Genomic DNA, 17,792 nt, shown 5'->3' with positions numbered 1-17,792 from the left:
TGCCCGGGGCAGCGAAGCACAGCCCCGACACCCCGTCAAAAGGCTTTCGGTGGGACCAAATCGGTGGTCGGTGCGATGCGTCTCATGCGCCCATGGATCTCCCGCAGCCGTTCCCAGCCGGACGGGTCGCAGCCGTCCCCCAGCGCGTAGTGCAGACCCGGCCCGGCGGCCGGTCCGAGGCGCATCGGCACGGTGCCGGCGAGGGCCGTGCCGATGAGGTCGAGGTCGGCGACGGCATCGGGCCCCAGTGTGAAGGAGACGGGCGCCGAGGGTGGTTGGTAGCGGGCCGGAGTGCTCAGGCCGCCCCGGGCGGACCGCAGTTGGACGACCATGGACGCGAGACCGTGCCCGGTGCACAGGGACGCCGCGAGTTCCGGCACGAGATCCAGAGGCACGTCGTGGCCGGGCCCGTAGCCGAGCACGATCGTGGCGCGTTCCTCGACGCCGACAGCGGTGTGCGACACCCGCACGGTGGCGATCGAGGGGCGGTCGGAACTGCCGACGGCGACCACCCAGGTCGGCAGGGACCGCTGGGCGCGCCCGCGGGCCAGTTCGGTCAACTGGCGAGTCGACCAGGGCACGTTGACGGGCTCCGCGGTGGACCATCCGGCGGGCGGCGCTCCCGTGAGCGTGCGCCAGGCCAGCTCCAGTGCGCCGCCCAGGGTGAGGCGGTCATCGGGCGGATGAATTGTGCGGAGGGAGAGGAGCAGCTGTCGTTCCCCCTCGACCCCGGCCCGCCGCCGGAATTCCCCCGCGATCCGTGGCGCGCCGTGATCCGTGGTGGCGGGGGTGAAGTGCCCGTCATGCCAGTCGAGTACAGCCCCGGAGAGGCCGTCGTAGTAGCCGCACTCCGGGTCCCGGACGACCCAGCGCGACGGCAGCCCGTCGAGCAGGGTGTGAACGGGGAACGTGAGCCGGGTGCCCGGCGGCGTGACGAGTTGCAGCTCCCGCCCGGTGCGTACGGCGTTACGGGCGACGTCGGTCAGCCACGTGGTCGCGGCCACGACGGGACGTCCCTGGATGACGACGGCCGCCCTCGCGGTGAGAACATCGACGCCGGGGGGAGCCGTATCACCGCTGAGCCCCGCGAGGCCGGGCACCACCTCGGTGTGCCCGGCCCCCGGCGGCCAGACGGCGCCCCCGAGCACCGCTGCCAGCCGCCCCGCGACGGACCCCGCGAGCCGCGCGGCCTCCGCCGCCGCACTGGACGCCCGCGCCTCCGTCCACCACACGGGCGACTCGTCCCAGACGCCCTTGCCGAGCAACCTCTCGACCTCGCCGGGCACTTGGAGATACCGGGGCGCTTCGAGCGAGACCAGCGTCTGCCCGGAGTCCGTGCACAACCGTGCGACGGCGCCGTCCCCCGCCTCGTCCACCCGCAGATCGGGCCCGCCGGCGTGCAGCCCGGCCAGCAGCGTCCTGGTGTCGGGCATTCGGGGGGTGAGGGCGATGACGTCCTGGGTCATGCTGCTCCGTCTTGTGAGGAGGGCGCGCGATGCGGTCAGTACCGGCCGGACAGCTCCTCCAGGGCGTCCAGGGTCGGCGCTTCCTCGGGAGCATCCTGGGCGATGACACCGGCCTCCGGCCGTTCCGGGCGCCGGATCCCACGCAGAGCCGCGAGCGGGGTGAGCCCGTTCCGGCGGGCCTCCCTGAGAGCCGTCAGCCACGCGGCCCCGGCGTCGAATGCCGCGTCGCCGGCTGCGGTACGGGGCACGTACCCGGCGGCGGAATCGTTGACGGCCGCCCAGACGAATCCCACGGTCCGGTCGTCCCGCCGAACCGCGAGGTACCGGACGGGACCGTCGGCGATCTGCTCGTAGTCGTCCTCGGACCGGGGCAGGCGGGAGTCGAGCAGCCGTGTGCGGTCGAGCGTCTCGAAGGTCCCCCAGGCATCGTCGTAGGCGGGACCTTCGGCCCGTACGTCCCGGAATCCGCTCGTGCTCGGTGCCGCGTACCGATTCTCCTCACCCGGTTCGGGCGGGCCGCCCAGCAGCGCCGAGATGCCGTCGAGCGCGGCGGCGAGCCGGGGTGCGTTCAACGCGTACACCTCGGGCTGTTCCCGGCCGCGGGTGTCCATCGTCAGCCAGGCATCGGAGTACGTCTCCAGCGTCGTGACCAGCAGGGTGCCGCCCCACACCTCCACCTGAACGGCGAACAGCCTTTCGGCACGGTGGGAGCCCCCGGGCTCCAGCCACGTGCCGGGGCACTCGACACGAATGACGACGACGAGGTCCCCTTCCAGCGCGTCCGCCTCCCGCACCGCCCGGGCGAAGGGCGAAGCCGGTGCCCATGGCGGCGCTCCGAGGCCCAGCCCGCTCAGCTCCATCCGGATGTCCCGCGGGTTGCTCCGGCCGGAGACCCGCAGAGCAGCCGTCCCGCCCGATGCGGCGAGGCCCTGGTCCGCCAGCCGGCCCCACAGTCCCGCCGCAGTCCGTGCGGCATCGCTGGGGCGGAATTCGTCACTGTTCGTGGAGAGTTCCCACACCCACTCGCCGACAGGGGTCGAGGTGATCACAACATGTCCTTGGGGTCGGTGCGACTGCCCGGCGGAATGACGAGACTGCCGTCCTCCAGCCGGATGACAAACGTGATGCCTGTGCCCTTGCGTCCCCGCGCGCCGTTGTGGATGGCCAGGAGCTCATCGTAGGAGCCGTTGGTCATCCAGTCCCGCACGGTTCCCCGCCCTCCGTCCACGAGCATCACGGAGTGGTCTGCGTCGGCGATGGCCAACTGCAACAAGTACTTGCCCCGCGTGATCTCGCTGACCGGGTCCTGCGGATCGTTGAGGTGCTTCATCTGGTACGCGTACACATCACCTGATTCGTCCCTGATACGGATGTCCACATCGGCGCCGACGGGCACCTTCTGTTCGAAGTCGATGGCGTGCGCCGGGACACCGCTCTCCACCAGCTTGTCCGCGAAGATCAACTGGTCGGCGGACGGCTGGAACATGTGTGCCTTGTTCGCTCCCAGAGCGGAGACGACCTGGCCGTACTCATCGGCCTGATTGAACCGGCCCGAAGCGATGATGTCGGCGACGCGCTGCCCAACGCATCCGCGACGCCGTGCAGAGCGTTCCGGGAAGGAAGCGCCCTAAGCCGAATGTGCTGGAACGGGTTCTGGAGCGGCTCGCTTCTGAACCGGATGTCGTCCCCCCGGTACGGCGCTGCAAGGAGCTCCATCTTTACCAAGGGGTGCGTTGCATGTGCAACGCATTTCTGGCCAAAGGCCGGACGACGCGGCTACCGCTCCCGCGACCCCGCGCGGGCCGAGCGGATCACGCCTGCCGCGGCGATCAGGAAGCCGACGCCCATCAGCATGCAGAGGGACCAGGCGATGGACGGCAGCGGATGGGTGCCGAGGAAGAGCGGGGCCATGGTGGCGAGGGTGGAGAGGGCGCCGATGAAGAAGACGATCGCGCCGGTCCGGACCAGCCGGTCGCCCGCGCCGGAAGATGAGGTACTCACCCCGTCAGGGTAGTTCCCGAGCGGGCGGAACCGTGTCCGGGTGACGCAGGTGCCGTTTCCGGACACAGTCCGGATGACCAGGCTTGACGAGGGGTACTTCCCCTGTGGAGGCTTCAGCCAGCAGGGGAGCACGACCACAGGACGGCCTGACCTGCTGAGGGCATTCGTTCCGGCATACGGGTTGAGATGGGGTGCGTGCTTTGCCGACTGGCAAGGTCAAGTGGTTCAACAGCGAGAAGGGCTTCGGCTTCCTCTCCCGCGACGACGGCAGCGACGTCTTCGTGCACTCGTCCGTGCTCCCCGCCGGGGTCGACGCTCTCAAGCCCGGTCAGCGCGTCGAATTCGGCGTGGTCGCCGGGCAGCGCGGTGACCAGGCGCTCTCCGTGTCGATCCTCGACCCGACCCCGTCCGTCGCGGCCGCCCAGCGCCGCAAGCCGGACGAGCTGGCCTCGATCGTCCAGGACCTGACGACCGTCCTGGAGAACATCACGCCGATGCTGGAGCGCGGCCGCTACCCCGACAAGGCGGCGGGCGCCAAGATCGCCGGCCTCCTGAGAGCGGTCGCGGACCAGCTCGACGTATAGCAGCGACCTATCGCGGTGTGGGCGTCCCCGGCCGGGGGCGCCCACAGCCGTGTCCGCCCCCGGACAGAACACCTAGGCCGCATCCCGGCCGGCCACCCCCTGCTCCCACGGTGCTCCGGGGCGGCGGCCCTCACTGCTCCCACGGGGCCGGTCGAGCCAGCCGAGTTCCTGCGCCCGTGCGCCGAGCGCCAGCCTGCTGTTCACGCCGACCTTGAGCATCAGCCCTTTCACATCACGCTGCACGGTGCGATGGCTCAGACCCAGGGCGCGCGCCGCCCGGGCGTCCTCATATCCGGAATACAGGAGTTGCAGGAGCCTTAGCTCTCTTTCGTTGACTCCGTTACCTATGTCCGACTTACTCATTTCCCCCCCCGGGGATCGCTAAGTCTGTAGCGCGCACCAAGCTAGCGCACTCGGGGGAGGCGGGGCAGCCCCCATGAATCATCCCAAGGTGCCCCAACATGCGTCGCGGCTGACGTATTTACGCCAGGCTCCGCGAGGTTGGCGACAGGCGTGTGCGGGGAGTTATCGGTGTCCGATGGTGGCTGTGCCGACTCGTAAGGGGGCTCGTTGACAGGCGTACGACGTCCCTGGTCTTCGCCCAGGTCCGCAGAGTTGATCAGCCGTCCGCCAGGCGAATGCAATCCGCCGGGAGAATGTGCGGGCGAATGTGCGGCCGGTCGTGTCGGGCGAGGATTCGTACGCAGAATTCAAAGGTAATCGACTTTCGCTCGGCAGGAAATGAGAAAAGAGCGACGTGGTCCTGAAGCGCGTTTCGCGCCAATGACCTTCGACCCTGCCCGGGCCCTTCTCGGTGGCTGCCGGGTGGGGTAGTCGCCGAGTTCGCGCATGTCCGAAGGCCATATCGAGGGCATGTACTTTGCCAGATATATGCATAAACTTGGAGAATCCTTGAGAGTGCGGAAGAGAACGCGCATCCCCTGTGCGATGGTCACGATGGCCGTCGTCGCGGCGGGGCTGATCCAGGGCGGACAGGCATGGGCCGGTCCGTCCCACGAGGGCACCACGGCGGCGGAGAGCGCCGGCCCGCAGGGGCCGCGCCAGGACCAGTCGTCCAAGGTGCTGGCTCCCGAGAAGGACCTGCCGAAGGCATGGAAGACGTCCGCGGACCGCGCCGTCACGGTCGCCGGTGACGGATCGGGCCTCCATGTCCTCGCCGCCGACAGCAAGCAGGCGTACCAGTGGCGCACCCTGGCCACGCTCTCGGAGCCCGGGTTCGGCACCGCCCTGTGGATCGGGAACTCCTGTGTCACCGGGTCCGGAAAACGCGCCGTCGTGGTGTACGCCCCCCGGGAGTTCACCAACAAGCCGGAACTGATGGAGCGGGGCGCCTTCGCGGCGGTGGTCGACCTGACGAACGGCAAGGTCACCAAGCTCCCCGACAACGTCACCCTCGGGTACTTCAACCCCGGCTGCGGGGCCGGCGAGACCGCCGTGCTGACGCAGCTCGGCGACGACGACCAGCACCGCACACGGCTGCTGACCGTCGACACGGTCACCGGAACCGTCACCCGGAAGCAGGCCGAGAGCGTCCAGGTCACCTCGGCGGTCCCGGTCGGCGACGCCATCGTCGGTGCCGCCGCGGGCCGCCTGATCCGGTTCGACCGCGAGGACCGCACCACCGAGCTCGCCACCACCTCCGGGCCCGCCTTCGAGCTGCGGGTCGACGCCGAGGGCGGCGTCAACTTCCTGGACCGCAAGGGCAAGACGGTGCGGGCGCGCCGCTCGCTGGACGGCCGCACCACCACCTTCGCGCAGGGCGGTACGGGCGCGCTGGGCCTGGAGGCCGGCACCGCCGGACGGGTCTTCCTCACCGGCACGCCCACGTCCACGAGCGACCTGCCCGCTCCGGTACGGCACCTGAAGGTGCCGGCCGACGCGAAGGTCTCCTCCACGGGCGCGCTCGCCGTCGACCAGGCGGTCGCGGCCAGCCTGCGCAGCCATGTGTCCAGCCCCCTGGCGGCGACGGGGTGGAACGAGCCCTCGCCCCTCCAGATCAGGACCGAGGTCCCGGCGACCTCGAAGAAGATCTCCTTCACGGTGCCCGCGGCCGCGGCCGCCCGCCCGGAAGCGGCGCGCGCCGCCCAGGGCAAGAAGGCGTCCCCGGCTCTGACGGCCACCGCCAAGGGCGCGACCGCCAAGGGCGCCACCGCCAAGAGCACCACCCTGGCGGCGACCGTGGCCGGCGACCCCAACACCACCATCGACAACGACCGGGCCTGTTCGCAGCCCCGTAACGACCCCAAGCAGCAGGCGTACCAGCCGACGCCCAACCAGGTCGAGTGGGCCGTCGACATGGCCGTACGCGGAGAACTCACCAGCGGGTACGTCCGGCAGGGCGGCTGGCGCACGGCCAACGGGCTCGGCACGGTCAACCCGCAGGGCATGTTCCCGCTGCCCACGCTGAACGGGACGAGCGGCGGGCGCATCCCCGCCCAGGTCCTGCTCGGCGTGGTGGCCCAGGAATCGAACATGTGGCAGGCCGAGGGCGGTGCGCTGCCCGGGCAGACCAGCTCCACCCTCGCGAGCACCAACGGCTTCTACGGCCACCCGAACAGTCCGACCAACCCGTCGGACCACTGGCTGATCGACTGGGACGAGGCCGACTGCGGCTACGGCATCGGGCAGCAGACCGATGGCATGAAGATCGGGGGCATCGGTGAGTTCCCGGCCGGCCAGCAGAAGGCCATCGCCCTCGACTACACGTCCAACATCGCGGTAGCGGCGAAGACGCTCTCGGACAAGTGGAACGAGATCCACACCGACAACGCCTCGACCACGATCAAGCTGAACACGGACGACCCCGCCGCGCCGGAGAACTGGTTCGCCGCGCTGTGGAACTACAACTCGGGCTTCAACTTCTACGTCCCGGGCGGCGGCGCGACCGAACCGTGGGGCCTCGGCTTCCTCAACAACCCGTCGAACCCGCTCTACCCGCCGGACCGGCACGCCTTCCTGGACAGCAACACCTACGCCGACGCCGCTTCGCCGCAGAAGTGGTCGTACGAGGAGAAGGTGCTCGGCTGGGGCGCCTGGCCGATGGACACCGGGCGCGCCTACGGCTCCGACGGCGTCGTGGACGACAGCAACACCGCCGGCTACTCGCCCGCCTGGTGGAGCACCGACCACGACCGCTCCACCGTCAAGCCGGAACTCGACACCTTCTGCGACCCGCAGGCGAACGCCTGCGACCCGGCCAACCCGCCGCGCTGCGAGGTCGACCACCTCGGCCCGACCTGCGACCCGCCGCACTGGTACCACGAGACGCAGACCACCTGGAAGGTCAACTGCCCCACCAGCTGCGGCCACGAGTACATGACGTACAAGACCCTCAAGGCGGAGCTGCCCAACGGCAACAACGGGGCCGGGCACATGTGCGACAACTCGGTGCCCGCCGGCGCCCTGGTCGTGGACAACGTGCCCAACGACGTCCCCACGATGACGGACGGCTGCTCCAAGGCGGGCTGGTCCAACAAGGGGACCTTCAAGTTCGACGCCTTCGAGGCGGACTGGCAGAACCACTACGAGGCCAAGGGGGACCTCCACCAGATCGGCGGAGGCTTCGGCGACCACTTCTGGTACGCCCACACCCGCAACTCCGGTACCGGCGCCTACAACCCGCGCGACATCTCCGACATCCCGGAGGTCGGCGGGCCCATGTCGATCACCGGCACCTGGAAACTGAGCCAGCCGATCGACGGCTGGACCCGCGTCATGGTCCATCTGCCCGACACGGGCTCCCAGACGCAGGACGCGGTCTACACCGTCGACCCGGGCGCGGGCGACTCGCAGAACCGCATCCTCAACGTGCACGTGGAGAAGAACACCTGGGTCAGTCTCGGTGTCTTCAACTTCTCCTCCGCGTCGGGCACCCAGAGCGTCTCGCTGAGCAACTTCACGCCCGACGGCACCGCGGACGAGGACGTCACCTGGGACGCCGTCGCCTTCCAGCCGCTTCCGGCCAAGCCCAAGGACGTCGTCGTGCAGCTCGGCGACTCCTACTCCTCGGGCACCGGCGCGGGCGCGTACGACTACGGGACGGTGACGGGCCCGTACGCCTCCCTCAGCAGCCAGACCTCGCCGGGGCACAACTGGAACGCCTGCATGCGCAGCCGCAACTCCTGGGCGCGCAAGGCGGTCCTGCCCAGCTCGTCCACCACGGTGGGGGGCCGCGCGGACGCCCTGGACAAGACCCTGGACTTCCACTCCGTGGCATGCAGCGGGGCCTATACGTACGATGTGGATCCCTTCTACGCCTCCCCGGGGGTCGGGGATCCGGGCTCGCTCGGGCGCTACGGGGAGGTGACCCAGTTGGACTCGGGCTTCCTCAACGCCGACACCACACTGGTGGCTCTCACCCTGGGCGGGAACGACGCCAACTTCGGTGGCACCGTGGGGGACTGCGGCAACATCCTCGTGGGCTGCCCGGACGACGCCACTGTCCAGCAGAGGCTCACGTATGCCACGGGCAGGCTGCCGCACGTCCTTGACGAGATCCACAAGAGGGCGAAGAACGCCAAGATCATTCTTCTCGGGTACCCGAAGCTGTTCAATCCGAACAGCCTCACCTGCACCAGTGTGATGACGACGGGTGCCCAGGTCCTGATTAACGGCTGGGCGGACGACATGCGGGACAAGCAGCAGGCCGCCGTCAACACCGCCAAGGGGAACGGGGTCCCCGTGACCTTCCAGTCTCCCGACGACGCGTTCGACGGTTACCGGATGTGTGACAACCCCTCGGGCATCAACGACCTGGTCGCAGGTCCCGCCGACGGGGTGCTGGGCGACTTCTCCTGCCCGGGCAGCCTGATCTGCCCCAGCATGGAGAGCTACCACCCCACGAACACCGGCACCTCCCGCTACGCCCTGGCCTTCCAGCAGGCTCTGGCCGCGGCGAAGTACTGACCCCGAGGGCTCCCGCCCTCTCGAACCGCCACCGGGTGGTGACCTCCGCACGCGCGGAGGTCACCACCCGGTGCGCCGAAGGAACCGCCATGAGCGCCGGCTACTCCCCGCCGCGTCAGTCCGCGACCTACCGCGCCATCGCCGGCTGCGGCGGGACCCTCGCGGCCGTCGTCGTCATCGGCTTCGTGTGGGTGATGGCGACGCTCCCCGAACCGCCACCGCCCGGCACCACGGCCGAGAGCCAGATGGCCCCCGCCATGGAGCGCGACGCCTGGGACTACGCCAGGGCGCTCTTCGACGCCTCCCGCGACGCCCCGCTCACCGAGGCGCGGCTCGCCGCCGTTCCGGTGCCGCACGAGGGGGCCATCGAGGTCGCCGCGCTCTCCCGGGAGGGTGAGACCACGGTCGTCACCTTCTCCACGCACGCCCGCTACGGCCGCCCCGACGACCTCAAGGAGACGATGGCCTGCTACCAGGCCGAGCTGATCGCGCGGCTCGGCCACCCGAATCTGAAGAACGCGCCCGACTCGTTCTGCGCCGGCCGGGCCGGGACGCGGCCGAAGGAAACGCCCGGCTCTCAGCCGAACGACAGCGCGTCCGGCGCCAGTGGCGGTACCAGGCCCTCGGCCGCCGCGCGGGTCAGCAGGCCGCGGACCGCCGCGTAGCCGTCCTCGCCCAGGTCCGCGGTGAACTCGTTCACGTACAGGCCGATGTGCTGGTCCGCGACGGACGGGTCCATCTCCTGGGCGTGCGCGAGGACGTACGGGCGGGAGGTCTCCGGGTCGTCCCACGCCATCCGGACCGAGGTGCGGGTGGACTCGGCGAGCAGCTTCAGCGTGTCCGCGCCCAGCGAGCGCTTGGCGATGATCGCGCCGAGCGGGATCGGCAGGCCGGTGGTGTCCTCCCAGTGCCGGCCCATGTCGGCCAGGTTGTGCAGGCCGTAGTTCTGGTACGTGAAGCGCGCCTCGTGGATGACCAGGCCGGCGTCCACCTTGCCGTCCCGGACGGCGGGCATGATCTCGTCGAAGGGCATGACGACGATCTCGCCCACCCCGCCCGGCACCACCTCGGCCGCCCAGAGCCGGAACAGCAGGTACGCCGTGGAGCGCTCGCTCGGTACGGCGACCGTCTTCCCGGTCAGGTCGGTGCCCGCCTCGCGGGTGAGGACGAGCGGGCCGCAGCCCCGGCCCAGCGCCCCGCCGCACGGCAGCAGCGCGTACTCCTCCAGGACCCAGGGCAGCACCGCGTACGACACCTTGAGCACGTCCAGCTCGCCGCGCTCGGCCATGCCGTTGGTGAGGTCGATGTCCGCGAACGTGACGTCCAGCGCCGGTGCGCCGGGGACCCTGCCGTGCGCCCAGGCGTCGAAGACGAACGTGTCGTTCGGGCAGGGCGAGAAGGCGATGCGCAGCGCGTCAGCCTGCGGTGTCGTCTCGGTCATGGCGGGTCCAGCCTTCCAGTACGGGTATGAGCTTCCCGAACGCCTCGGTCAGCGCGGTCAGCGCGTCGCCGATGCGCCAGGCGTCGCGGTCGCGCGGGCCGACGGTGTTCGACACGGCCCTGATCTCCAGGACCGGTACGCCGGCCAGGTCCGCCGCCTCCGCGACCCCGAAGCCCTCCATGGCCTCGGCGACCGCGTGCGGGTGGGCGGCCAGCAGGGCGGCGGTGCGGTCCGCCGTGCCGGTGACGGTGGAGACGGTGAGGATGTCGCCGGCCGTCGCCCCGGTGGCCTCGGCGGCGGCGCGTACGAGGGAGCGGGGCGGGAGGTGCGCGGCACGGCCGAAGCCGAGCTCGGTCACCGGAACGAAGCCTTCCGGTGTGTCGGCGCCCAGGTCCGCCGCGACGATGCGGCGGGAGACAGCCAGCGAGCCGACCGGGGCGACCGGCGCGAAGCCGCCGCCGATGCCCGCCGAGATCACCAGGTCGTAGCGGTCCGCCGCCAGCGCGAACGCCGTCGACGCCGCCGAGGCGGCCGGGCCCGCGCCGCCCGCGAGCACGTCCAGCGGGCCGGCGCGGTGGATCTCCGCGCCGCGTATCCAGTGGACCGCCGGCTCGTCCCCGTACGCACGCGTGACCGCGTCCCGTTCCACCGGGACCGCGGTCACGACGAGTACGCGCACGTCAGTCGGTCTTCTTCAGCTTGAAGCTCCAGATGCCGATCACCTTCGCGCCCTTGTTCTCCACGATGGAGATCTGCGTCTCCTTCGGGGCGGGCTCGCCGGACTGGCTCTGGCTGGAGAAGAAGGCACTGCCGTTGATGGACCGGTAGGTCTTCTTGGACGGCTCCGGCTCGCCGCGCTGGCCTTCGAGGAAGAGGGTCCAGCCGTTGTCCGCGATCTCCGGGTCGACACCGAAGTGGACCATGTCGGTCATCGAGACCTCGACGGTCTTCTCCGCCTCCTTGTTGAGGCACTTCTGCGCCTCGGAGTTCGTGATGCCCTTGCCGTCGTCGTAGCAGACGGCCTCGGAGCTCACCGAACTGTCGCCGACCGTCACGGTGGCGAGCGGCGTCGGCTTGTCGCAGGCGGAGAGGACAAGGAGTCCCGCGGACACGGCACCAAGAGCGACGCCGATTCGACGGCCCTTACCGGAGAAGAACGCAACGGTCATGGGCCGAAGGCTATCGGTCGCTCCCGCTCACGCCACGCGGGGGTGCGGCGAGCCGCGCCGTGCGGCGCCCAGCAGCCCCCGTACGGAGGCGGCCGCGCCGAGTGCGAGCAGCCCGGCGGCGACGGCCATGCCCAGTACGCCGTTGAGGGGGAGGGCGATGCCGATCGCGCCGCCCACCACCCAGGCCATCTGGAGCGCCGTCTCGGAGCGGGCGAACGCGGACGTCCGCACCTCCTCCGGCACGTCGCGCTGGATCATCGCGTCCAGCGACAGCTTCGACAGCGCCTGCGTGAGGCCCGCCGTAGCGGCGAGCGCGGCGACCATGACCGTGGAGAAGAAGACGGCCGCCAGGACCGCCACGCCCAGGGCCAGGGCCAGCACCGAGGCGACGATGATCTCCGGGCCGCGCGCCCGCAGCCAGGAGCCCACCGCCGTGCCCAGCGCGTTGCCCACGCCCGCCGCCACGCCGACGATGCCCAGCGAGATCGCGGCGCTCTGCCCGGCGAGCGGGTGCTCGCGCAGCAGGAACGCCAGGAAGAAGATCAGGAACCCGGAGAGCGCGCGGTGCGCCGCGTTGGCCTGGAGGCCGTGCAGCACGGACGGGCCGACCGACCGCAGGCCGGGCCGCCGCTCGCGGCCCTTGGCCCCGGCCTTGGTTCCGGCCTTGTCCCCGGCCTTCGTGGAGGACGGCCGCGGCGCGCTCTCGCCGTGCGGCGGTACGAGCTGCGCCCGGCGCTCGCCCTTCGCCGAGTCCACCTTGGGCGGCAGCGTGAACGCCAGGATCCCGCCGCCGACGAAGATCGCGCACGCGCCGTACAGCGGCCACTGCGGGCCGATCGTCTGGAGCCCCGCCCCGACGGGCGCGGCGGCCCCGGTGGCCAGCAGCCCGGCGAGGGTCACCCGTGAGTTGGCCTTCACCAGCGAGAACTTCGGTGGCAGCAGGCGCGGTACGACGGCGCTGCGCACCACTCCGTACGCCTTCGAGCAGACCAGTACGCCGAGCGCCGCCGGATACAGCTCCAGGTCGCCGGTGGCGACCGCGCCCGACATGGTCAGCGCCAGCACCGCCCGCGCCAGCATGGATCCGGCCATCGCGGCCCGGCGGCCGTGCGGCAGGCGGTCCAGGAGCGGGCCGATGACCGGGGCCAGCAGGATGAACGGCGCCATCGTCACCGCGAGGTACAGCGCGACCCGGCCGCGCGCCTGGTCGGTCGGTACGGAGAAGAACACGGTGGACGCGAGCGCGACGGTGATCATCACATCGCCCGCGCCGTTCACCGCGTGCAGCTCGATCAGCTTGCCGAGGCCGCTCTCGCCGGCGCCGTGTGCGTGGGTCGCCTTGCGGATGCCGCGGGCGGTGCCGGTGAAGGGGACACGCAGGGCATGACCGATCGACCGGCCCGCACTGCGGAGCGGGCCGGGACCGTCGTGCGACCTGGCTGAAGCCACTTGGTCATAGTGCCCCAGGACCGGGCCGTGCGAACCGGCATCCTGGCGGGGCGCGGTCGGGAACGCCCCGTCGGGTCAGCGACCGGGCAGGTCGTGGGGCGTCGCGTCGGCGCGAGACGGCCGTGCGCGGGGCTCGTCAGCGGGGCGGCGCGAGGGGCGGAAACGGCGGCGTTTCGGACGGCAGGTGGGCGGGGAGCGGCGGAGAGGGTAGCGTGCGTAGCGCGCCACCGGCGGTTGTTCTCGGCCGCGCGCCTCTCGGTGATCCCGCAGAATGGATTACGGAAGGCGTGCCCGAGGTCGGCTCAACGGGTGTGGACGTCGACGCGGCCCTCAGGTCCGCTCCGTCCGCGACCGTATGGCCGAAATCGATGGTCGATGTGCTGGCGCGCTCGTGAGACTGGCGTAGGAGAGAAGCGAGACCTGTGAGTGCTGCGACGACGCGAGGCCGTACGGCCCGTACCGCCCGTACCCCCGCTCCCGACCGTTTGTGCGCCGAGGCGGTAGACCTCGCCCGCACGGCGGCGGAGGAGGCGGCCGCGCCGGGGATCGTGGGTGAGCATGTGGCGGTGGTCCCCGAGGGGGACCGGGTCGTCACGCATTACTTCGAGTGCAAGGACCCCGGCTACCGGGGCTGGCGCTGGGCCGTGACGGTGGCCCGGGCCTCCCGCGCGAAGAACGTCACCCTGGACGAGACCGTGCTGCTGCCGGGCTCCGACGCGCTGCTCGCGCCGGAGTGGGTGCCGTGGAGCGAGCGGCTGCGGCCGGGCGACATGGGTCCTGGGGACCTGCTGCCGACCGAGGCGGACGATCTGCGGCTCGAACCCGGCTACACGGGGGCGGACGAGCCGCCGCCGAACGCGCCGCCCACCGATGAGCTGGCCGACCTGGTGGACGTCGAGGACGCGGAGCTGACGACGCGCCCGGATCCGGCCGTGCGCGGGTCGATCGCGGCGGTGGCGGAAGAACTCGGCATGCGGCGGGCGCGGGTGCTGTCCCGTTACGGGCTGCACTCGGCGGCGGACCGCTGGGACGAGGAGTTCGGCCCGAAGACCCCGATGGCACAGGCCGCGCCGGCCTCGTGCGTCTCCTGCGCCTTCCTGGTCCCGCTGTCGGGCTCGCTGCGGCAGGCGTTCGGGGTGTGCGCGAACGAGTTCGGTCCGGCGGACGGGCATGTGGTGTCGCTGTCGTACGGGTGCGGGGGGCACTCGGAGGCGGCGGTCATGCCGAAGCCGCCTGCGGCGGTGCCGCATCGGTTGGACACGGTGCGGGTGGATGAGTACCCGTTGCACGATTCGGCTTCGCCGGAGGACCTGGGCCACGCGTAGGCGGGGCGCGGGCTGCCCCGGCGAACCGGTTCCGTCCTCAATCGCCGGACGGGCTCGGTTCGGTTGGCGTGGGCTTTTGGCTGCGAGCCGCTTCCAGCGCGCACCGGCCAAGTCCAGCCTGTCCGGCGATTGAGGACGGAAGCCTTGAGGCGGGGGTCGCGCACCCCGGGGGGCGGGGAGTCGGAGGGCCCGGGCCGTAACCGGTAGCTTCGCGGGGTACGCGACACCGCACCGGCAGAGGGAGCACGCGCATGGGCATCAACGCGACGGAGGGCGATCCGTTCGGCACCGCGCGGTTGCGGCGTGGCGTGCTCAGCGCCTGGGGCGCCGGACCCGCCCGGTTCCGGGAGGACGCCAACGCCGAGGAGGACCTCGCGCTCGGCGGCTACCGCGACCGCCTCGTGGTCGAGCTGGCCCAGAACGCCGCCGACGCGGCCGCCCGGGCCGGGACCCCGGGCCGCCTGAGGCTCACGCTGCACCCCGCAGCGGACGGTACGCCCGCAGTGCTCGCCGCCGCGAACACCGGCGCCCCCCTGGACGCCACCGGCGTCGAATCGCTGTCCACGCTGCGCGCGTCCGCGAAGCGCGAGGGGCACGAGGGCGCCGTGGGCCGCTTCGGCGTCGGGTTCGCCGCCGTGCTCGCGGTGAGCGACGAGCCGGCGGTCACCGGCCGGCACGGCGGCGTCCGCTGGTCCCTCGCGGAGGCCCGCGAACTCGCCCGCGAGGCCGCCGTCGGCAGCCCCGGCCTGGGCGACGAGCTGCGCCGCCGCGACGGCCACGTACCGCTGCTGCGCCTCCCGCTGCCCGCCGAGGGCACCGCGCCCGACGGCTACGACACCGTCGTCGTGCTGCCCCTGCGCGACGGCGTCGCCGAGGACCTGGTCGGACGGCTGCTGGCCGCCGTGGACGACGCCCTCCTGCTCACGCTGACCGGCCTGGACGAGGTCGTCGTGGAGACCCCGGAGGGCGTCCGCACCCTCCGCCGCTCCCAGCACGGCCCGTACACGCACATCGAGGACTCCGCGCACGGTACGAACCGCTGGCGCACCGCCGTCCATCACGGCCCGGTCGAGCCCGCCCTGCTCGCCGACCGCCCGCTGGAGGAACGCCTCCGCCCGCACTGGTCGGTGACCTGGGCCGTCCCGGTGGACGCGGACGGCGCCCCGGTCCACCCCCGTACCGCACCCGTCGTGCACGCGCCGACGCCCACCGACGAACCGCTCGGCCTGCCCGCGCTGCTCATCGCCTCGCTGCCGCTGGACACCACCCGCAGGCACCCCGCCCCCGGACCGCTCACCGACTTCCTGGTGCAGCGCGCCGCCGACGCGTACGCGGAGCTGCTCGGCGACTGGGAGCCGGTGTCCGTCGCGACGATCGGCCTGGTGCCGGGCCCCCTCGGCCAGGGCGCGCTGGACGGCGCCCTGCGCGGGGCGATCCTGGAGCGGCTGCCGCGCGTGGCGTTCCTGGAGGCCGCCGCCCCGCGCGAACCGGAGCGCTGGGCGGACTGGGACGAGGGCGTCCGCAAGGACGCGAAGGACACGGTCGGGCTGCGGCCGGTCGAGGCCGAGGTGGTGGAGGGCGCCGGCACGCTGACGGTCGCCGTGCTGGCCGAGGTGCTGCCCTGCCTGCTGCCCGCGGGACTTGAGCGGCGCGTCGAGCTGCGCACGCTCGGCGTCGCCCGCGTCCCGCTGACGGAGGCGATCGACCGCCTGGCCGGCCTGGAACGCGAACCCGCCTGGTGGCGGCGGCTCTACGACAGCCTGGCCGGCGTGGACCCGGACCGCCTGTCGGGGCTCCCGGTACCGCTGGCGGGCGCCACCCCGGACGCGCCTCCCCGCACCACCATCGGCCCCCGTCAGGTCCTCCTCCCGCTCCCCGACGCCCTCTCCGGCCCCGTCCTCGACCGCCTCGGCCGGCTCGGGCTCAAGGTCGCGCATCCGGAGGCCGCGCATCCGCTCCTGGAGAAGCTGGGGGCCCTGCCCGCCACGCCGCGCGCCGTGCTGACGACCCCGCAGGTGCGGGCCGCCGTCGCGGGGTCGCTGGACGCGGGCGAGATCTGGGACGAGGACGCGCTCGACGGCGACGAGCTGGTGGAGACCGTGCTCACCCTGGTTCGCGAGGCCGCCCTGGAACCGGGCGAGGAGCCCTGGCTCGGCGCGCTCGCGCTGCCCGACGAGGACGGCGAACTCGCCCCCGCCGGGGAACTCGTGCTGCCGGACAGCCCGTTCGCCGGCGTCATGCGCGAGGGCGAACTCGCCCTGTGCGACGCGGAGCTGGCCGAGCGCTGGGGCGAACAGCCGCTCACCGCCTGCGGGGTGCTCGCCACCTTCGCACTCGTACGGGCCACGGATGTCGTCCTGGACCCGGACGAACTGGAGCCCAGGGACAGCGACTTCGCGGAGCCGGACGACGCCGGGCTGCTCGACGCGGTGGACGTGTGGTGCGAGGACATCCTCGACCAGCTGCCGGACGGCCCGGTGCCGCCGGTCGCCACCGAGCTCGTCGCCGTACGGGATCTGGACCTGGTGGACGACGACGCCTGGCCGCAGGCCCTCGCGATGCTGGCCCGGCCGCCGCTGCGGGACGCGCTCACCCAGCCGGTCCGGGTGCTGCTCCCGGACGGCACCACGGAGTCCGTGCGCCCGTACAGCGCGTGGTGGCTGCGCGGTCACCCGGTGCTGGACGGCCGCCGCCCGGCGGGCCTGCGCGCCCACGGCGGGGACCCCCGGCTCGCGGGGCTGTACGACTCCGTCGACGCGACCGGCTTCGAGGACGCCGAGGTGCTGCGCGCCCTGGGCGTACGGACGTCGCTCGCCGCCCTCCTGGACGAGCCGGGCGGCGCGGCCGAGCTCCTGGGCCGCCTCGCCGACGAGGACCGCCCGGTCACCGCCGTACACCTGCACGCGCTGTACACGGCGTTGTCCGCGCTCGACCCGGACCAGGTCACGCTGCCGGACGAGCTGCGGGCGGTCGTGGACGGCGAGGTACGCGTCGTGGACGCGGCGGACACCGTGATCGCGGACGCGCCGGACCTGCTGCCGCTCACCGGGGGGCTGCCGCTGCTGCCCGTCGCCCCGGCGCACGCGGCGGAACTGGCCGAGCTGTTCCAGGTGCGGCGGCTCGGCGAGACCGTGGAGGCCGAGGTCACGAGCGACGGCGAGGAACACGAGGTGCCCGAGTCCGTCCGCGTCCTGCTGGGGCCCGCCACCCCGGCGACGTACATCGAACACGGCGAACTCCGCGCGGGCGGCGTGGAACTCGACTGGCGCCGCACCCCCGACGGCGTGTTGCACGCCTCGACCCTGGAGGGCGTCGCGGCGGGCCTGGCCTGGGCCGCCGCCCAGTGGCCCCGCCGCTTCGAGGTCGCGGCGCTCCTCGAAGACCCGTCCCGTACGCGGGAACTGGCCCGGGACCGCTGGTTCGACTGAGGC

At 72.2% G+C, this 17,792-nt stretch carries 14 protein-coding genes; 5 read left to right on the top strand and 9 right to left on the bottom strand.

What is annotated here, in order from left to right; translation table 11 throughout:
• Positions 1 to 35 precede the first annotated feature (35 nt).
• From OG867_RS13830 to OG867_RS13815, 4 genes are all read right to left on the bottom strand, one after another.
• Positions 36 to 1,466, bottom strand: a complete 1,431-nt coding sequence (locus OG867_RS13830; RefSeq protein ID WP_406285462.1) for a DUF6177 family protein — start codon at positions 1,464 to 1,466, stop codon at positions 36 to 38.
• A 35-nt stretch (positions 1,467 to 1,501) separates the two neighbouring features.
• Entirely contained in the window at positions 1,502 to 2,515 is a 1,014-nt protein-coding gene (locus tag OG867_RS13825) for a hypothetical protein (protein ID WP_328901494.1), read from the bottom strand.
• Complete coding sequence (locus OG867_RS13820; protein ID WP_406285460.1) at positions 2,512 to 2,952, bottom strand: hypothetical protein; 441 nt, start codon at positions 2,950 to 2,952, stop codon at positions 2,512 to 2,514. Before OG867_RS13820 ends, OG867_RS13825 begins: the two co-directional genes overlap by 4 nt.
• A gap of 290 nt (positions 2,953 to 3,242) precedes the next feature.
• The gene (locus OG867_RS13815) at positions 3,243 to 3,467 is read right to left on the bottom strand and encodes a hypothetical protein (RefSeq protein WP_328901497.1); all 225 of its coding nucleotides are present in this window, start codon (positions 3,465 to 3,467) and stop codon (positions 3,243 to 3,245) included.
• Between the two features lie 200 nt (positions 3,468 to 3,667).
• Between OG867_RS13815 and OG867_RS13810 the strand changes: the two genes are divergently transcribed.
• Positions 3,668 to 4,051, top strand: coding sequence for a cold-shock protein (locus OG867_RS13810; protein ID WP_018101528.1), 384 nt, complete (start codon positions 3,668 to 3,670; stop codon positions 4,049 to 4,051).
• A gap of 72 nt (positions 4,052 to 4,123) precedes the next feature.
• Here the strand turns inward: OG867_RS13810 and OG867_RS13805 are convergent, their stop codons facing one another.
• Positions 4,124 to 4,414, bottom strand: a complete 291-nt coding sequence (locus OG867_RS13805) for a LuxR C-terminal-related transcriptional regulator (protein WP_406285457.1) — start codon at positions 4,412 to 4,414, stop codon at positions 4,124 to 4,126.
• A gap of 555 nt (positions 4,415 to 4,969) precedes the next feature.
• Between OG867_RS13805 and OG867_RS13800 the strand changes: the two genes are divergently transcribed.
• Both OG867_RS13800 and OG867_RS13795 read left to right on the top strand, forming a co-directional pair.
• Positions 4,970 to 8,977 (top strand): SGNH/GDSL hydrolase family protein, encoded by a 4,008-nt coding sequence (locus OG867_RS13800; protein WP_406285454.1) that lies wholly within the window; start codon positions 4,970 to 4,972, stop codon positions 8,975 to 8,977.
• An 89-nt stretch (positions 8,978 to 9,066) separates the two neighbouring features.
• A complete protein-coding gene (locus OG867_RS13795) occupies positions 9,067 to 9,642 on the top strand; it encodes a hypothetical protein (RefSeq protein WP_406285451.1) in 576 nt (191 codons plus the stop codon).
• On the opposite strand, the gene OG867_RS13790 is transcribed toward OG867_RS13795, so the two are convergent.
• The 4 genes from OG867_RS13790 to OG867_RS13775 are packed head-to-tail and all read right to left on the bottom strand — an operon-like array spanning position 9,555 to position 13,036.
• Entirely contained in the window at positions 9,555 to 10,418 is an 864-nt protein-coding gene (locus tag OG867_RS13790) for a 1,4-dihydroxy-6-naphthoate synthase (protein ID WP_328901501.1), read from the bottom strand. The two genes, OG867_RS13795 and OG867_RS13790, sit on opposite strands and share 88 nt — an antisense overlap.
• Positions 10,393 to 11,097 carry a futalosine hydrolase gene (locus OG867_RS13785; protein WP_406285448.1) on the bottom strand — a complete coding sequence of 235 codons (705 nt, stop codon included), beginning with the start codon at positions 11,095 to 11,097 and terminating at the stop codon, positions 10,393 to 10,395. The genes OG867_RS13790 and OG867_RS13785 overlap by 26 nt, the downstream gene beginning before the upstream one ends.
• Before the next feature lies 1 nt (position 11,098).
• Positions 11,099 to 11,587 (bottom strand): DUF2771 domain-containing protein, encoded by a 489-nt coding sequence (locus OG867_RS13780; protein WP_406285446.1) that lies wholly within the window; start codon positions 11,585 to 11,587, stop codon positions 11,099 to 11,101.
• 27 nt (positions 11,588 to 11,614) lie between these two features.
• Positions 11,615 to 13,036, bottom strand: coding sequence for an MFS transporter (locus OG867_RS13775; protein WP_328901504.1), 1,422 nt, complete (start codon positions 13,034 to 13,036; stop codon positions 11,615 to 11,617).
• Positions 13,037 to 13,458: 422 nt separating this feature from the next.
• On the opposite strand from OG867_RS13775, the gene OG867_RS13770 reads away from it, so the two are divergent.
• Both OG867_RS13770 and OG867_RS13765 read left to right on the top strand, forming a co-directional pair.
• Positions 13,459 to 14,361 (top strand): DUF3027 domain-containing protein, encoded by a 903-nt coding sequence (locus OG867_RS13770; RefSeq protein WP_406285444.1) that lies wholly within the window; start codon positions 13,459 to 13,461, stop codon positions 14,359 to 14,361.
• 251 nt (positions 14,362 to 14,612) lie between these two features.
• Complete coding sequence (locus OG867_RS13765) at positions 14,613 to 17,789, top strand: sacsin N-terminal ATP-binding-like domain-containing protein (RefSeq protein ID WP_406285441.1); 3,177 nt, start codon at positions 14,613 to 14,615, stop codon at positions 17,787 to 17,789.
• Positions 17,790 to 17,792: the final 3 nt, after the last annotated feature.

Origin of the sequence: Streptomyces sp. NBC_00209, from assembly GCF_045206345.1 — a bacterium.
In the GTDB taxonomy this organism is placed as follows: Bacteria; Actinomycetota; Actinomycetes; order Streptomycetales; family Streptomycetaceae; genus Streptomyces.
Note: the sequence above shows the minus strand (reverse complement) of the source record. Positions and strands in the feature narration are given on the sequence as shown.